The sequence below is a fragment of the Nocardia farcinica genome (genome assembly GCF_001182745.1).
GTDB lineage: Bacteria > Actinomycetota > Actinomycetes > Mycobacteriales > Mycobacteriaceae > Nocardia > Nocardia farcinica.
Window position 1 is genome coordinate 1,918,971 of sequence record NZ_LN868938.1, and the last position, 14,815, is coordinate 1,933,785.

At 70.4% G+C, this 14,815-nt stretch carries 15 protein-coding genes; 6 read left to right on the plus strand and 9 right to left on the minus strand.

Features of this window, described 5'->3' with window-relative positions; genetic code table 11:
- Position 1 precedes the first annotated feature (1 nt).
- From AMO33_RS09340 to AMO33_RS09350, 3 genes are all read right to left on the minus strand, one after another.
- Complete coding sequence (locus AMO33_RS09340; protein WP_060592024.1) at positions 2–505, minus strand: SRPBCC family protein; 504 nt, start codon at positions 503–505, stop codon at positions 2–4.
- The gene (locus AMO33_RS09345) at positions 450–842 is read right to left on the minus strand and encodes an ArsR/SmtB family transcription factor (RefSeq protein WP_060593398.1); all 393 of its coding nucleotides are present in this window, start codon (positions 840–842) and stop codon (positions 450–452) included. The genes AMO33_RS09340 and AMO33_RS09345 overlap by 56 nt, the downstream gene beginning before the upstream one ends.
- A 333-nt stretch (positions 843–1,175) precedes the next feature.
- Entirely contained in the window at positions 1,176–2,096 is a 921-nt protein-coding gene (locus AMO33_RS09350) for a GNAT family N-acetyltransferase (RefSeq protein WP_060592026.1), read from the minus strand.
- Between the two features lie 62 nt (positions 2,097–2,158).
- On the opposite strand from AMO33_RS09350, the gene AMO33_RS09355 reads away from it, so the two are divergent.
- Positions 2,159–2,632 (plus strand): hypothetical protein, encoded by a 474-nt coding sequence (locus tag AMO33_RS09355; protein ID WP_011208710.1) that lies wholly within the window; start codon positions 2,159–2,161, stop codon positions 2,630–2,632.
- On the opposite strand, the gene AMO33_RS09360 is transcribed toward AMO33_RS09355, so the two are convergent.
- Positions 2,619–3,284: a TetR/AcrR family transcriptional regulator gene (locus AMO33_RS09360; protein WP_060592030.1), complete on the minus strand. Its 666-nt coding sequence runs from the start codon at positions 3,282–3,284 to the stop codon at positions 2,619–2,621. The two genes, AMO33_RS09355 and AMO33_RS09360, sit on opposite strands and share 14 nt — an antisense overlap.
- Positions 3,285–3,453: 169 nt before the next feature.
- Between AMO33_RS09360 and AMO33_RS09365 the strand changes: the two genes are divergently transcribed.
- From AMO33_RS09365 to AMO33_RS09375, 3 genes are all read left to right on the plus strand, one after another.
- Positions 3,454–4,578, plus strand: coding sequence for an acyl-CoA dehydrogenase family protein (locus AMO33_RS09365; protein ID WP_060592031.1), 1,125 nt, complete (start codon positions 3,454–3,456; stop codon positions 4,576–4,578).
- 77 nt (positions 4,579–4,655) lie between these two features.
- The gene (locus tag AMO33_RS09370; protein WP_060592033.1) at positions 4,656–6,011 is read left to right on the plus strand and encodes a cytochrome P450; all 1,356 of its coding nucleotides are present in this window, start codon (positions 4,656–4,658) and stop codon (positions 6,009–6,011) included.
- Positions 6,008–6,625, plus strand: coding sequence for a TetR/AcrR family transcriptional regulator (locus AMO33_RS09375; protein WP_060592035.1), 618 nt, complete (start codon positions 6,008–6,010; stop codon positions 6,623–6,625). Before AMO33_RS09370 ends, AMO33_RS09375 begins: the two co-directional genes overlap by 4 nt.
- 11 nt (positions 6,626–6,636) lie before the next feature.
- Here the strand turns inward: AMO33_RS09375 and AMO33_RS09380 are convergent, their stop codons facing one another.
- Together AMO33_RS09380 and AMO33_RS09385 are read right to left on the minus strand one after the other, a co-directional pair.
- Positions 6,637–7,878 carry an oxygenase MpaB family protein gene (locus AMO33_RS09380; RefSeq protein WP_060592037.1) on the minus strand — a complete coding sequence of 414 codons (1,242 nt, stop codon included), beginning with the start codon at positions 7,876–7,878 and terminating at the stop codon, positions 6,637–6,639.
- Between the two features lie 467 nt (positions 7,879–8,345).
- The gene (locus AMO33_RS09385) at positions 8,346–8,585 is read right to left on the minus strand and encodes a hypothetical protein (protein ID WP_060592039.1); all 240 of its coding nucleotides are present in this window, start codon (positions 8,583–8,585) and stop codon (positions 8,346–8,348) included.
- 234 nt (positions 8,586–8,819) lie between these two features.
- On the opposite strand from AMO33_RS09385, the gene AMO33_RS09390 reads away from it, so the two are divergent.
- On the plus strand, positions 8,820–9,563 hold the full coding sequence (locus AMO33_RS09390) for an MBL fold metallo-hydrolase (RefSeq protein WP_060592041.1): 744 nt from the start codon (positions 8,820–8,822) through the stop codon (positions 9,561–9,563).
- 12 nt (positions 9,564–9,575) lie between these two features.
- Here AMO33_RS09390 and AMO33_RS09395 read toward each other — a convergent pair whose 3' ends face one another.
- The gene (locus tag AMO33_RS09395) at positions 9,576–10,382 is read right to left on the minus strand and encodes a hypothetical protein (protein ID WP_060592042.1); all 807 of its coding nucleotides are present in this window, start codon (positions 10,380–10,382) and stop codon (positions 9,576–9,578) included.
- 227 nt (positions 10,383–10,609) lie between these two features.
- On the opposite strand from AMO33_RS09395, the gene AMO33_RS09400 reads away from it, so the two are divergent.
- Positions 10,610–11,977, plus strand: coding sequence for a hypothetical protein (locus AMO33_RS09400; RefSeq protein WP_060592044.1), 1,368 nt, complete (start codon positions 10,610–10,612; stop codon positions 11,975–11,977).
- Between the two features lie 106 nt (positions 11,978–12,083).
- Here AMO33_RS09400 and AMO33_RS09405 read toward each other — a convergent pair whose 3' ends face one another.
- A complete protein-coding gene (locus AMO33_RS09405; protein ID WP_082668628.1) occupies positions 12,084–13,577 on the minus strand; it encodes a bifunctional ADP-dependent NAD(P)H-hydrate dehydratase/NAD(P)H-hydrate epimerase in 1,494 nt (497 codons plus the stop codon).
- Positions 13,574–14,794, minus strand: coding sequence for a helix-turn-helix domain-containing protein (locus tag AMO33_RS09410; protein WP_076573499.1), 1,221 nt, complete (start codon positions 14,792–14,794; stop codon positions 13,574–13,576). Before AMO33_RS09410 ends, AMO33_RS09405 begins: the two co-directional genes overlap by 4 nt.
- Positions 14,795–14,815 lie beyond the last annotated feature (21 nt).

Genomic DNA, 14,815 nt, shown 5'->3' on the forward strand with positions numbered 1-14,815 from the left:
CTCAGCGCAACGAGATCGCCAGCTCCTCGAGCAGGTCCATCTGTTCCTGCATTCCGACCTCCATGCCCGAGGCCAGGATGGTGTCGCGCAGTTCCCGGCTCTCGCACTGCACCAGCAGGGTGAGGGTGGTGCGCTCGTCGCGTTCGGTGAAGGTGACGATGTTCAGCGGAGCGCCCGCGTCGTCGGCGGGTGCGCCCGGCATCTCGAGCACCTCGGTGGTGACGATCCGCTCCTCCGGCACGATCTCGCGGTATTCGCCGTGGAAGGCGACCTCGCCGTCGCCGCCGGTGAGCACATAACGCCAGCGCCCGCCGACTCGGAGGTCGATCTCCACGCTCGTCATCACGCCCTGGTTGCCACTCCACCAGCGGCGAACCAATTCCGGTGTGGTCCAAGCGCGGTAGACCAGGCGCTTAGGCGCGTCGAACTCGCGCGTGATGAGGATCTGCTCATCGCTGGGCAGTGTCACCACGGCCGTGCCGCTGCTTCTCGTCGACTCGATCATCTCGGTTCTCCCCGTCCTTCAGTTCCGCCAAAACCGCGTCCAGCTGGTCGAACCGCTCCGACCAGGTGCGCTCGTAGCGCCGGACCCATTCGTGGATGGGCGCGAGCGCGCTGCCATTGAGCCGGTACATCCGTTGCCGCCCGTCGTCGCGGACGTGCACCACGCCCACCTCCCGCAACACCCGCAGATGCTTGGACACCTGCGGCTGCGGCACCCCCAGCATCCGGACCAGATCGTTCACCGGACGTTCGCCGTCGAGGAGGACATCCAGGATTTCCCGGCGGCGGGGCTCGGCCACCGCGTTGAACACATCGGTCGTCGTCGCTGCTCGTGCCACGCCCAAATCATATACCCATGTGGGAATACGTCAACCGTTCGTCGCGGAGGTTTCGGCGGACCGTGAGCGGCAATGGCTTGGGTGTCGGGGGAGGTTAAGCAGTCAGCCTCGCCCGGCCCCCGCATCCGGCACTAGCCTGTGGGCGTGGTCGAGAAGGGCGCGCCGGGCCGCGGCGCGACGCGGGTGCGCCCGCGTGGCCTGCTGTTCCGGCGCGTTCTCTCGGCCGCGGGGCTCGTGGTCGCGGGCTGGTCGACGGTGCGGGTGGCGCGCCTGCTCAGCGGCGACGAGAGCGTCGTCCCCGACGACGACCCGCACGGGTATCGCACGATCTTCTCACTGGTGCTGCTGCCGTTCCTGGTGCCGGCGGTGATCGGCCTGGCGCGCGAAACGGTCGCGGTGTGGCGCTCGCCCGGACGGCCGGGCTTCGTCGCCGGCCTGGCACTGTTCCTCTCCGCGCCACTGGCCCATCCGCTCGTCCTCCCGGCGGCGCTGCTCGGCTCGGCGATCGTCGCCGTCGCCCTCGCGGACCGGTTCCGCCAGGTATGTGCGCTGCGTGCCGCACGGGCGAAAGCCGAGCCGCCGGTAGATCCCGATCCCCTCCGGTGAGGCGGTCAGCACGGCGCCGGTGGCGCCCGCGCTCGCGGCGTCGGCCAGGGCGGCGCGGGTCATGGTCTCCCCGAACCCTTTCCGTCGATGATCCGGTCGGACCACGACGTACTCGATCGCCGCGACGCCGCCGTGCACGAACGAGTAGCAGCACGCGACCGGTTCCCCGTCGAGCAGTCCGATCCGCATCGACAACCGCCGATACAGCCCCGCGTACGCCGCGAACCAGGTGTCCATCACCGCGCGAGGCGTCGAGTCCGCGCCCCAGACCCGCACCCAGGCGCGCAGCCCGTCGAGATCGGTGACATGCCGGATGTCCAGCGCGGATTCCGGTGCCGCGGGGAGGGTTTCGAGATCGAGCCACATTATCGGCTCCTCCTCCTCGAACACGAGTCCCGCGGCCGGCAGCAGCTCGTCCAGCTCCGCCGGGCAGGTGGGGCCGACCCGCCAGTGGAACGGCGTGGTGAACCCGCGCACGGTCTCGGCGACGAGTTCCGGTGTGGCGCGGCGGGTTGCGCCGACACCGTTGAAGGTGGCATCGGGCAGGCCGGTGTCGAGCACGTGCACATCCCTCACCCAGCGCCCGCCGAGCAGTTCGGCAAACCAGAGGTGGCTGTCCCGGAACGCCAGGGCCGTCGACGAACTCACCGCATCACCTTCCCACGACCCGCCCCGGGTAACGAGCGGTCACACGCACCCGATAGGAGGGAATGGCAAACCATCAGCGAACCAGGGTTACCGCCGTCGCAGCGCTCGCGGTCGGCGCGGTGATCGCCGCGAGCGCGCCCGCCTCGGCCTCCACCTACCTGCCGGTCGAGCTGCCGATGGCCACCACCGCCGCACACGGCCTCGGCTGCGCGGGCGAGGTGTGGGCCGTGGGCAACGTCTACCCGGACGGCGACGTCCCCGGGACGGTCGACCTGCAGCTGAAGGGCTGGCTGAAGGTGCTCGGTGTTCCGGCGCCGTGGTGTTCGGTCACCGCCACCGTCGACTGGCGCAATCTCGACACCGGCGCCACCGGCTCCGGGTCGGTGTTCCTGGGTAGCGGCAACGGTTTTCCGTTCTTCTGGGCGGGCCCGCAGCTGGGCAATCTCCGGTTGGTGACCGGAGCGGGGCAGGTCCAGTTCACCCTGCGCACCGATCTTCCGCACGCACCGAGCACCACCACCGTCACGGTGTACTGATCCCCGAACGCGGGGCCTGGGCCAACGGGGCGTGCGGGTCCAGATGCTCGCCCATCGCGCGCAATCGGTGGTCGATGACCAGCCACGCCTGGGTCGTGAGCGTGTCGATGAGGTCGGTGCGCGAGCAGTGACGCCGGTCGAGCCAGTGCACGACCGAGGCGTCGACCAAGCCGATGATGCCGACCAGAACCGCCTCCGCCGCGGCGCGGTCCTCGCCGAAACGCGGCAGGAAGCGGGCGCCCGCCGCGGCGAGTTCGGCGGCGAAGGCGCCCCGATCGCCGCGCTGCCGGGCGGCCTGCTGGTGCCCTCGGCTGATCAGGAAGCGGTAGAGGTTGGGGTGTTCGTCGGCCCACATCACCTGCGCGGCGACCGGTGCGCGGATGACCTCGATGGGGGTGCCGGACAGGTCGATCCGCGCGCGGATCGCGGCCCGCAGTTCCCGGTAGGCCGAGCGCGCCACCGCCAGGTCCAACTGTTCCTTGCTGGCGAAATGCCGGTAGACGTTGGGCCGAGCCAGGCCGGCACGGTCGGCGATCTGCCCGGTGAGTGCGGCAGGGCCGTGCTCCTCGATCACCGCGCGGGCCGCGGCGAGGATCTGCTCGCGGCGCGCCTCGGCGGATTCGGCACTGCGCGCCGCGGGCGTCGACGTCATCGGCCCATCGTAATCCCCGCTCGATGCCCCGCGGCGCCGAGTGGAGCACCGGTGATACACGGTGTATCGTCGCACTGCCCCACCGATACACCGTGTATCACCACCGGGGTGGCCGCGCCACCCCGCCGACGAGAAGGACCTTGCCGTGACCGGTTCTCGCTCACCCTGGATGGACGACGACCTCGACGCCCTGCGGGACCTCGCCCGCGCGTTCTGCGAGAAGGAGATCCAGCCCCACCTCGACCGCTTCATCGACCAGCACCAGGTCGATCGCGACCTCTGGCGGGCCGCGGGCGAGCTGGGCCTGCTCGGCCTGTCGATTCCGGAGGAATACGGCGGCGGCGGTGGCACGTTCGCGCACGAGGCGGTGCTGGTCGAGGAGCAGGCACGCATCGGCGACACCGCGTGGGGCGCGGCGATGCACAACGCGATCGTGGCGCACTATCTGCTCGCCTACGGCACCGAGGAACAGAAACGGACCTGGCTGCCGCGCCTGTGCTCCGGGGAGGTGGTCGGCGCGCTGGCGATGACCGAGCCCGGCACCGGATCGGATCTGCAGGCGATCCGCACCCGCGCGGTGCGCGAGGGCGACGACTACGTGATCAACGGCGCCAAGACGTTCATCACCAACGGCGGGCAGGCCGATCTGGTGATCGTGGTCGCCAAGACCGGCGCGATCGCCGACGGCGCCGCGGGCACCTCCTTGATCCTGGTGGAGACCGACCGCCCCGGCTTCCGCCGCGGTCGCCGGTTGGACAAGATCGGCCAGCGGGGCCAGGACACCTCGGAACTGTTCTTCGACGACGTGCGCGTGCCGGTGGGCAACCTGCTCGGCGAGTCCGAGGGCCAGGGCTTCGTCCAGCTGATGCAGCAACTCCCCCAGGAACGGCTGATCATCCTGGTCGGCTCGGTGGTCGCGATGGAAACCGCGCTGGCGCAGACGATCTCCTACACCAAGGAGCGCCAGGCGTTCGGCAAGCCGCTGTTCGCCTTCCAGAACACCAAGTTCACCCTCGCCGAGGTCGCCACCGAGACCCGGATCGCCCGCGTCTTCCTCGACGACTGCATCACCAAGCACATCCGCGGCGAACTCGACGTGCCCACCGTCGCGATGGCGAAGTGGTGGATCACCGAGCGCACCATGGTCGCGCTGGACGAATGCCTGCAACTGCACGGCGGCTACGGCTACATGACCGAGTACCCGATCTCGCGCGCCTGGGTCGACCACCGGGTCCAGAAGATCTACGCGGGCACCAACGAGATCATGAAGGAGATCATCGCCCGCACGCTCTGACGCCACCCCTTGTCCCGGCTGGAACGTCGGCGTACCGTGAGTTCGGTACACCGACGTACCACCGGAGGAGGTTGGCCATGACCGCGGTGACACTGCCCGCCGGGCCCTCGACCCCCTCCCTGATCCAGGGCGTGGCTTTCGCCGCGAGCGGCACCCGCTCCTGGCACCGCCTGCACCGCCGATACGGCTCGGCGTTCACCGCCTCGCTGCCCCGGTTCGGCCGGATCGTGGTGCTCTCCGATCCGGCCGAGGTCAAGGCGCTGTTCACCGCGGGCCCGGAGCTGGTCGACAACATCGACGTCAACCTCGGCCAATTCCTCGGACCCGGTTCGATGTTCTCGCTCAACGGCGAACACCACCGCCGACACCGCAAACTGCTCACCCCGCCGTTCCACGGCAAGCGACTCACGGTGTACGAGACCATGATCGAGGAGGCGACCCGCGCCGAGGCGGCGTCCTGGCCGCAGGGGCGGGAGTTCCCCACGATGGATTCGTGGATGCGCATCACCCTCGATGTGATCCTGCGCGCGGTGTTCGGCGCCCAGGGGAACGAAGCCGACCAGCTGCGTGACCTGTTGCCCCGCATGGTGGTACTCGCGTCGTCGCTGGCGATGCTGCCGGTGCCGGGCCCGCTGCTCGGCCGCGTCGGCCCCTGGGCTCGCTACGCCGCCCACCGCCGTCGCTACGACGAGATCGTCGGGCGGCTCATCGACCACGCCGCCGCCGACCCGCACCTCGACGAGCGCGACGATGTGCTCGCGATGATGGTGCAGGCCCGCTACGACGACGGCGCGGCCATGACCCGCGGCGAGATCGCCGACGAACTGCTGACCCTGCTGGCGGCCGGCCACGAGACCACCGCGACCACCCTGGCGTGGACGATCGAACGGCTGCGCAGGCATCCGGAGTTGTTGCGCCGCTTGGTCGCCGAGGCCGACGAGGGCGGTCACGAGCTGCGCGAGGCCACGCTGCTCGAGGTGCAGCGGACCCGGCCGGTGATCGAGCTGACCGCGCGCACGGTGCGCGCGGAGACGCTGCCGCTGGGCCGGTGGACCCTGCCGAAGGGCCAGCGCGTGCTCGTCAGCATCCGGCTGATGCACGACAACGAGGAGCTGTTCCCGAACGCGCGGGGGTTCGACCCGGACCGGTTCCTCGGCGTGCGCCCCGGCACCTACCGGTGGATTCCGTTCGGTGGCGGTGCCCGGCGCTGCATCGGCGCGGCGTTCGCCACCATGGAGATGAATGTCGTGCTCCGCACGCTGCTGCGGGAGTTCACCCTCGCCCCCACCGCGGCGCCGGCCGAGCGCAGGCACTTCCGCGGCGTCGCCGTCGCACCGGCGCGGAAGGGCCGCGCGGTCGTCTACCGCCGCGCCACCGCCCCGGCCCGGCGGACCGCCGCCGAGATCGGGGAGGCCACTATTCTGGGCCGGTGACCCGCACCGATTCCGCCACCGGGGCCGCGGTGCAGGCCGCCGCGGAGTCGGGATTCCGGCGGCGCCTGCTCGACGGCATGGCCGCGGCCGTGCGCGAACGCGGCTACCGCGACGCCACGGTCGCCGACGTGGTAAGGCACGCCCGCACGTCGCGGCGCACGTTCTACGAGCACTTCGCCGGGAAACAGGACTGCTTCATCGCCCTGCTCACCGAACGCAACGCCACGGTCATCGAGCAGATCGCGGCCGCCGTCGACACCGAGGCGCCGTGGCAGGTGCAGATCCGGCAGGCGGTCGAGGCGTGGATCGGGGCCTCCCAGATCGATCCGACGATCACGCTCGCCTGGATCCGGGAGACGCCCGCGCTCGGCGAAAGCGCCCAGCGCCTGCACCGCGAGACCGCCAACGCCTTCATCGCGCTGATCCAGAGCCTCACCGGCTCCGCCGGTTTCGCGGCCGCGGGCCTGCGTCCGCCCTCCCGCCGGCTGGCGACCATTCTCTACGGCGGCTTCCGCGAACTGATCGCGACCACCGTCGAAGACGGCGGCGACATCGACGACATTGTCGAGGTCGCCGTCGCGGCGGCCGTCGCACTGCTCGGGCCGCACGACTGATCCGACCTCGCTCAGCGATGCGGTTTGGTCATGTCCCGGTTCATCATCGGCAGCTCGATACTGATCGGCATCCGCAGCTCGGCCAGGTAGATCAACGCCGCCTGGCGCAGGAACTCGTCGAAGAGCCAGTACACGTCGGCGGCCGGCGGCGCCACGGTGAGCAGCCCTTCGCGGACGGCGATGAACGGTCCCCAGCTCATGCGCAGCAGCGGATCCCAGACCGGCTCGCGCGGGATCCGCAGTTCGTCGGCGATCCTGTCGCCCAACAGGAACCGGGTGAACGAGCCGAGCACGCCCCTGCTGAGAATGGCGAGATCGAGATTGCCGCCCAGCCCCAGCAACCGGTCGGCCAGCGCGGCGCCCTCCGGCGTCGCCGCGATGATCGGGTCGAGCACCTGCGCGGCCTGCGAATCGGCCTCGGGCCACGAGTTGGGGATGTACTCGTCGCGGATGCCGAGCATGTGCGCGGCCACCTGCCAGGTGTGCAGGAACGCCTCGGACTCGTGCGCCGGGATGGGCACCTTCCAGGCGGTCAGGTGCTTCATGACGGTGGTCGGGAGACTGTGCCAGGTGACCATCATGTCGTTCTGGCTGATCGGGATCTGCTCCTGCGCCGAACTCACCCAGTGCGGTGACTGCGGCAGCAGATGGCGCACCGCGGCGTGCACCAAGCGAGTCTTGACGCAGGTCACCACCATCTCGCCGTCCGGAGCGTAGGCGTTGTGCGTGCCGATGTCGTAGCCGAGCTTGGCGGTCTTGGCGATGCGGTCCTTGAGGTCGTGGCCGCCCTTGGAGTAGTAGACCGCGCGGGCCTCCTTCGGGATGACCGTGCTCATCATGCCGCTGGCCAGGCCGTAGAGCACACCCAGATACAGGCCGCGTTTCTTGTTGAACTCGACGGCGGTGGCCAGCTTGCCCGGGTCGGCCCAGGGCGGCAGCTGCCGCGCGTACTCCATGAACTCGCGTAGGTCGGCGGGCAGTCCGTCGGGCAGCGGCTGGCCGTTTCTGGTCCACGTCCGCAGCAGCTCGTTGACCCGGGGTACCTCGCCCCGGTCGATGATCGAGGCGACCAGTTCGTCCGCCTCGGGGTCCCACACCCCCATCGGGTCGGCCCCGTCGCCGCTGCCTGCCACCGACCCCTGCGGTGACCAGGTCCACGGCTCCGCGCGCGCCGGCGTGACCATCGCGAGCGCGCCGAACGCGCCCAATGCCCCGCCGGTCTTCAGCGCGGTACGCCTGCTGAGTCCATCCATGTCGTCAACTCCTCGTCGAGCCCGAACACCACCGACGGCGCGAGGCGGGTTCGCAGACCCGGCGCGCCGATCAAGCGACCAGAACAGTCATTAACTTAGCAAGGGGATCGGCGTCTTGTCCCGGCTTTGCGGATTCCGTATCGCGCAGGACGTCGCGGGGACTGGAGGGGCATGGGACGAAGCGGACTATTGCCGATGACCAGCATGATCGATTGCGATTCCACACGGGTGAGCCCGGTGCGCAACCCCAGGGGAAAGCCATCGGCGAGTGCGGCGACGCTGTGCGCTCACACAATGGAACGGACCGTAACCACACGTCACTTGACGCGGCCCGCCCGCAACTCCCACCTCCGAGCACGTGGCCCACCCGCGCTTCGCCTTCTCCCTGGGTGGATATGGCGCACCGGCACGACAAAGGCGGTAGGGGCGCGCCACGCCACCTACCGCCCGGAACCGCGCACGCGGCGTCAGGTATCGGAATTCGCCAGCCGCTGGGCCAGCATCTCCTTGCCGAGCTGGCCGCCCTTGCGGCTCTCGGTCTGCGCCCTGCGGAAGAAGTCCGCGAGGTCGGCATCCCCGTCGCGCTCCGCGTCGCTGATGTAGGTCTCCAAGCGCAGTGCGTTCTCGAGCGACGCCTGAACGAACCAGATCAGGTTGTAGTCCTTGTCGCGGGTACCGGTGACCTCGCCGGTCTCGTCGTTGCTCATCGCTGCCTCTCTCTCCTCGGTGTTCGGCCGCCGCTCCCGCCGTTCCCGGGCACACCCGAGGCAAACCCCGCCGACGGCCGCGGTTGCGCGCCACCGGGCCTGCGGTTTCGGCGCTTCCGCCGGGGTATTCCGCCCACGTCGATGTCCGGCCGCCGTGCAGCCCGGCCGTCGGCAGGCCGTTGCCCGCCCACAGCGGGCGGGCAGCGGCGACCACTTCCGACGCCGAGGAGAAGCATGCTCACACCGAACGTGGCCGACGGCGTCCACCTGCTGGCCCACGCGGCGGTGAACGTCTACCTGGTCGAGGACGAGGACGGCGTCACCCTCGTCGACACCGGCCTGCCCGCGACGTACCCGCGCATCCGCCGTGCCCTGCGCGCCATCGGCCGCGACACCCGCGACGTCCGCGCGGTCGTGCTCACCCACGCCCACTTCGACCACGTCGGCTCGGCCCGCCGGATCCATCGCGACTGGCAACTGCCGATCTCCACCCACACCGCCGAGCGGTTCCTGGCCGCCCATCCCTACCGCTACCGTCACGAACGCGCCCGGCTGCGCTATCCCCTGCGGTACCCGAAATCCGTGCTCGTGCTGGCCCGGATGGCCGCCGCGGGCGCGTTGTTCGTCCGCGGCACCCCGGAGGTGACCTGCTTCGACGACGGCGCCGAACTCGACGTGCCGGGACGCCCGCGCGTCGTCTTCACCCCCGGCCACACCCTGGGGCATTGCGCGCTGCACCTGCCCGGCCGCGACACCGTGCTCAGCGGCGACGCGCTGGTCACCCTCGACCCCTACACCGGTGCCACCGGCCCGCAGATCGTCTCCGGCGCCGCGACCGCCGACAGCACCCAGGCACTGAGTTCACTCACCGCGCTCGCCGCGACCGGCGCCCGCACCGTGCTGCCCGGGCACGGCGCACCGTGGTTCGACGGCGTCGCCGCGGCCGCCGAACTCGCGCTGCGCGCCGGCCCGTCCTGACCCGCCGGCGTCTCAGCCCGCCGCTGCCGCTGCTTCCGGCGGCTGCGATGCATCCGGAGCCGGGCCGAGTGCCCGCGGCGGCGCCGTCAGGGCCTGGGTCGCGCCCAGGCCCGCACCGATCCCGGCGCCGATCACGGCCAGCGGCACCGTCATCAGCGCCGCACCGTAGGCCGCGCCCACCGGCGCCGCGGCCAGGCCGATCGGAGCGAACGGCAACCCGATGGCCAGGCCGAGCGCGCCGCCCGCGCCCGCGCCGATGACGGCGAAGGGGCTCGCCACCACCGCGCCCGCGGCCGCGCCGACCGCCGCGGCGCCGATCGTCTGGCTCGCCACCCGGTCGGAGCGGGTGCGCTCCATGCCGACGGAGTCGAGGAAGGTGGCCAGCTCGGCCTCCTTGGTCGCGGCGGCGTCGTTGAGCTGGATGGCCTGCTCGCGCGGCAGCCACTCGGGCGATTCGACCTGGACGTCGCCGAAACGCAGCACACCCGGCGGCGGCGCGATCGGCGGCACCGGCGCGACCGGGACCGGCGGGTGCAGGGCCTCGACCGGCGAGAGGTAGTCCGGGCTCGGCACCGGCCGCGCCCATTGCAGGGAGGTCAGCGTGTCGTCCGGGATGCGGATGCCGTGATAGGGGCGGACATTCGGCGCCTCGGCCGACGGCCAGGTGGCGGTCTCGGCGGGCGGCTCGGGCGCGGCGGCGGCCACCCCGTTGCCCGCGAGCGTCAGCACGACCGGCGCCGCCCCCGCCACGACCATGACACCGACCCGTTGCCGGGAAGCACTCGCCGCCCTGTGCTTGCCCGTACCGCGCTTGCCCATACCGATCGATCACCTTTCGTCCGCCGAGAGCTCCTGTCTTCTCACGTTCGAACCCGCGGGGCGCCGCGGATGGGTCGAGGGTGGGGCGGACACGACCATGACCGCGGGTGCCCGCACGTACGCCCCCGGGGTGACCGTGAAATCGGGGTTTCCCTGGATGCCCCGGGACGCGTGCGCCGAATACGGTCGGGCGGACAGGGTTTGTCGAGTGGGAGTGAGGTGGGCGTGTGAGTACCGTCGACGCGGCGACGAGATCCGATCATCAGGCGGCCGAACCACCCGCCGGCCAGACGGTGCCGGTCCGCTGGAACCCGCTCACCCGCATCGTCTTCCGCTTCTGTTTCGTCTACTTCGGACTGTTCTGCCTGCTGTTCGCGCAGATCGTGTTCGCCTTCCTCGGCTATGTCGTCACGCTGTTGCCCGACGACGCGATGCTGTGGCAGATGCGCACCATCACGCCGGTCGTGGAATGGCTCGGCCGCACCGTGTTCGACACCGAGGTGGTGCTGCGCACCGACTCCGGCAGCGGCGATCAGGCGTTCATCTGGACGCTGGTGTTCGGCATCCTGGTCGTGTCGGTACTGGCGACGCTGGTGTGGACGGTGCTGGACCGGCGCCGCACCGAATACCGCGTCCTCGCGGGCTGGTTCCTGATCTTCCTGCGCCTGTGCCTGGCCGGCCAGATGCTGTTCTACGGCGTGGCCAAGCTGATTCCGAGCCAGATGCCCGAGCCCGCGTTGCAGGCGCTGCTGCAACCCTTCGGCGAGTTCAGCCTGACCTCGGTGCTGTGGTTGCAGGTGGGCAGCTCCCCCGCCTACGAGATCCTGCTCGGCGCCGCGGAGGTGCTCGGCGGCGTGCTGCTGTTCCTGCCGCGCACCGCCCTGCTCGGCGCGCTGCTGAGCCTGGTCGCGATGGCGCAGGTGTGGGTGTTGAACATGACCTTCGACGTACCGGTGAAGATCCTGTCGTTCCACCTGCTGTTGCTGGCGGTGGTGCTGCTGGCGCCCGAGGCGCGGCGGCTGCTCGACGCGCTGGTCCTCGACCGTCCCACCGGCCCGTCCACCTACCCGCAGCCGTTCCGCACCCCGCGCTCGCGCCGGATCGCCGCCACCGCCCAGGCCGCCCTCGGCGTGTGGATGACCGCGGGCCTGCTCTACATGGGCGTCGACTCGTGGTACGAATTCGGCGGCGGCAAAGCGAAACCCGAGCTGTACGGCATCTGGGAGGTCACCGAATTCACCGTCGACGGCACCCCGGCACCGCCGCTGACCACCGACGAGAACCGTTGGCAACGCCTGGTCGTCGAACACGAGGAGATGGTGACCTTGCAGCGCATGGACGGCACCCTCGTGCCCACCCTCGCCACCACCGCCGACAACGCCCTCACCCTCACCGCCCCACCCACCGCCCCCGACGCCACCCCGACCACCCTCGGCACCTTCACCCTCGACCGCCCCACCCCCGACCAGCTCCGCCTGGACGGACAATGGAACGGTCACCCCGTCACCATCGCCCTCACCCAACGCGACCTGAACGAATTCCCCCTGCGGCAGCGGGAATTCCACTGGATCCAGGACTACCCGAACTTCCGCTGAGCCGTCGGACGGCGTTCGTTCAGCCGGTAGCGGTGGCCAGGCTCCGGTGGCTGGAGGTTGTCACGTCAGGCCGACCCGTAGCCGACCGGACAATCGCGAACAGCAGCTAGGAGGAGCGCAGGACCTCGCCGATGGCGGCGGGAAGGTGCTCCGCAACCGAAGTGGCGGTGAGCGGTCCGTGTCCGCGGTACCGGTGTGCCCGGGCGGCGGCACGGCCGTGAATGAAAGCGGAGATTTCTCCGGCGTCGAGCGCCGAGAGCCCCGCGGACATCAGAGCACCGGCGACGCCTGCCAGGACGTCTCCCGCACCTGCCGTAGCCAGCCAGGCCGGGGCTTCGGCTTGGCTTGCGACCTGCCCGTTCGGGGGCACCACGATGGTGGTGGGGCCTTTGACCAGCACGGTGGCATCGATCGCCTGTGCAAGGACCCGGCCGTGATGAAGGGGGCGCGCCTCGACATCCTCGCGCGCTGCCGGTGCGCCGACGATGTCGAGCAAACGAGACAGTTCGCCGGCGTGCGGCGTGAGGAGGATCCGGTCTGCCGGGGCGCGGCGATCACCGGCGAGGCGGCGACGGGTGCAATCGTCCAGTGCCCCGGCATCCACCACACAAGGTTGCCCCGAGCTGAGCGCCTCATCGATGGCGGCTTCCTGGCCGGGGTCATCGATGACGCCGGAGCCGAGCAGCCATGCTTGGACTCGGCCTGCAGCGGGCACGGACTCGGGCACGCGGGCCAGGACATGGTTGGTGACTCCGGGCGGACCGATGAAACGAACGATCCCGGCTGCGGCTGCGACCGCGCCCAGACAGGCCAGCACCGCGGCACCGGGGTAGGTGTCGGACCCCGCGACCACACCGAGCACACCACGCGAATATTTGTGTGCGGTTCGTGCGGGAACCGGCCACCGCGCGGCGATGTCGCGGACATCGAGGCGACGAACGACGGGTTCGGTCGGGAGGGGCGCCAGTCCCACATCGACGTAGCGCAGTCGACCTACCGCGGTGTGCGCCGCGGGCGGCAGGAGCACACCCGGCTTGTGTGCCGCGCAGCTGATGGTGATCTCCGCGCGCACATGAACGCCGGGGAGCTCGCCGGTGTTCGGGTCGATTCCGCTGGGCAGATCGATCGCAACGACGGGAACGTTGTCGGACATCAGCGCCACCAACTGCGCTGCGCGCCCTTGCAACCCGGGCGAGCCACGCTCACCGACGATGCCGTCGACGACGAGGTCGGCGCCGCCCAGAATCGGCCTGAGACTGCTGAGGTCGGCAGTGGCGGGGTGGACTCGGCCGCCCTTGGCCGTCAATCGTCGCCGTCCGGGCTCGTAAACCTGGTCCCCCACCAGCACGGCGTCGACGCCCACGCCCTGCCGCCGCAACGCGACCCCGGCGAGCAGGGCATCCGCGCCATTGTTGCCGCTACCGACCAGCAGCGCGACGCACCTGCCGTACACGCGGCCCGTGCGACGCCGCAGTTCAGCAGCCACAACGGCGGCTATGCCGGCTGCGGCCTTACGTAACAGCCGGTCCGGCGCTCCACCGCCATCCAGTTCCGTACGCACGGCGGCCAATACGTCTTCCGCGGCGTACCCAAACGTCACCGGATGACTCCGCAACGCTTCGCCAGCCCGTGGACGTGGGCGCGCGCACGCGCGTTGTCGCGGTTGATGAGCTCGCGCAACATCTCCCCGACGAGGACCGAGTGGTGGACCTCGTCGGCGCTGGCCGACTCGGCATCGAGCAGGACGAGAATCGCGCCTTCATCCTCGCCACGGCGGATCAATCCGCGAGCGGTGTCGATCATCGCCCGGCTTCGTCGCTCGACGCTGGGCACGCTCGACAGATCGAGTCGCCTACTGTATTCCACTATGTCGTCGGTGCGGCCCAGTTCTGCCTGGAGCGCTATCCCGTGGATGTCGACGTTGCCAGGACCGAAGATCGTCCAGGGATCGATGTAGGCGCCGAGCGCCCGAGCGGTCTCGTCGGCCACGCGGTGCAGTGCCCACGCGCGACCGTCCTGGTCGGATTGGGCGGCCGACACCGCGGCGGCCAGATGCAGCATTCCGTAGTCGGCCATCAGGTCCAGCCGCTCCTGCGAGGATGCGTCGATGCGTCGCTTGACCTCGTCAGCGGCGTTGAGGCACAACCGGGTCGCCTCCTCCTGCTGGCCGGCACGCCGGTAGCTGGCCGACAACGCCCAGGCGCCGAGGGCGATCAGGTGCGGGTCGTCGGCCTCGCGAGCCGCGAGCATCGCGCGTTCCGCGACCACCCACGCCAGGTCCCCGTCCGGGATGTGGTGCAGCCATTGCCGTGTGACATGCCACGTACCAGCCAACATCGTCGCCGCGGCCCGGCGGTCGTCGGCGCCGTTGTAGGCTGCGGCGGAATCGAGAATGAGCTCGGGGAGCATTCCGCCGAGAACACGGTGTGCGGTGGGGCTGTTGTGCCAGATCGTCCACGCCTCGGCGACCCGGTCGGACAAGGCGACCAGATCAGGAGTATCGCCACGTCGGGTGATCGGCACCGCGGTCCGCAACACCGCGTCACGGACGGCGTCGACGATGTCATAGCGCGGGGCGTAGCCGGGGGCGAGGCTGTCGACCGGGCGGCCGAGCAGGTCCGGCAACTCGACTTTCAGCACAGTGGCGATGTTCACCAGGTCGGTCAATCGGTCGGTGAAGATCCGGCCCTGCTCGATACCCTTCACCCAGGGGATCGATTTTCCTATGGCAGAAGCGAGTTCGGCCTGTGTGACAGCGGCGGCCTTGCGGAAGGCGCGGATGTTCGCACCAACGCCCTGCACCAGCTCAGGGTTCATAGCGATCAGACTACACGCCAA

Coding starts and splice junctions, on each gene's coding strand:
- AMO33_RS09380 (WP_060592037.1), bottom strand. CDS start 7,878: ATGGATGGACTCAGCAGGCGTACCGCGCTGAAGACCGGCGGGGCATTG.
- AMO33_RS09340 (WP_060592024.1), bottom strand. CDS start 505: ATGATCGAGTCGACGAGAAGCAGCGGCACGGCCGTGGTGACACTGCCC.
- AMO33_RS09365 (WP_060592031.1), top strand. CDS start 3,454: ATGGACGACGACCTCGACGCCCTGCGGGACCTCGCCCGCGCGTTCTGC.
- AMO33_RS09385 (WP_060592039.1), bottom strand. CDS start 8,585: ATGAGCAACGACGAGACCGGCGAGGTCACCGGTACCCGCGACAAGGAC.
- AMO33_RS09390 (WP_060592041.1), top strand. CDS start 8,820: ATGCTCACACCGAACGTGGCCGACGGCGTCCACCTGCTGGCCCACGCG.
- AMO33_RS09410 (WP_076573499.1), bottom strand. CDS start 14,794: ATGAACCCTGAGCTGGTGCAGGGCGTTGGTGCGAACATCCGCGCCTTC.
- AMO33_RS09395 (WP_060592042.1), bottom strand. CDS start 10,382: ATGGGCAAGCGCGGTACGGGCAAGCACAGGGCGGCGAGTGCTTCCCGG.
- AMO33_RS09355 (WP_011208710.1), top strand. CDS start 2,159: ATGGCAAACCATCAGCGAACCAGGGTTACCGCCGTCGCAGCGCTCGCG.
- AMO33_RS09370 (WP_060592033.1), top strand. CDS start 4,656: ATGACCGCGGTGACACTGCCCGCCGGGCCCTCGACCCCCTCCCTGATC.
- AMO33_RS09360 (WP_060592030.1), bottom strand. CDS start 3,284: ATGACGTCGACGCCCGCGGCGCGCAGTGCCGAATCCGCCGAGGCGCGC.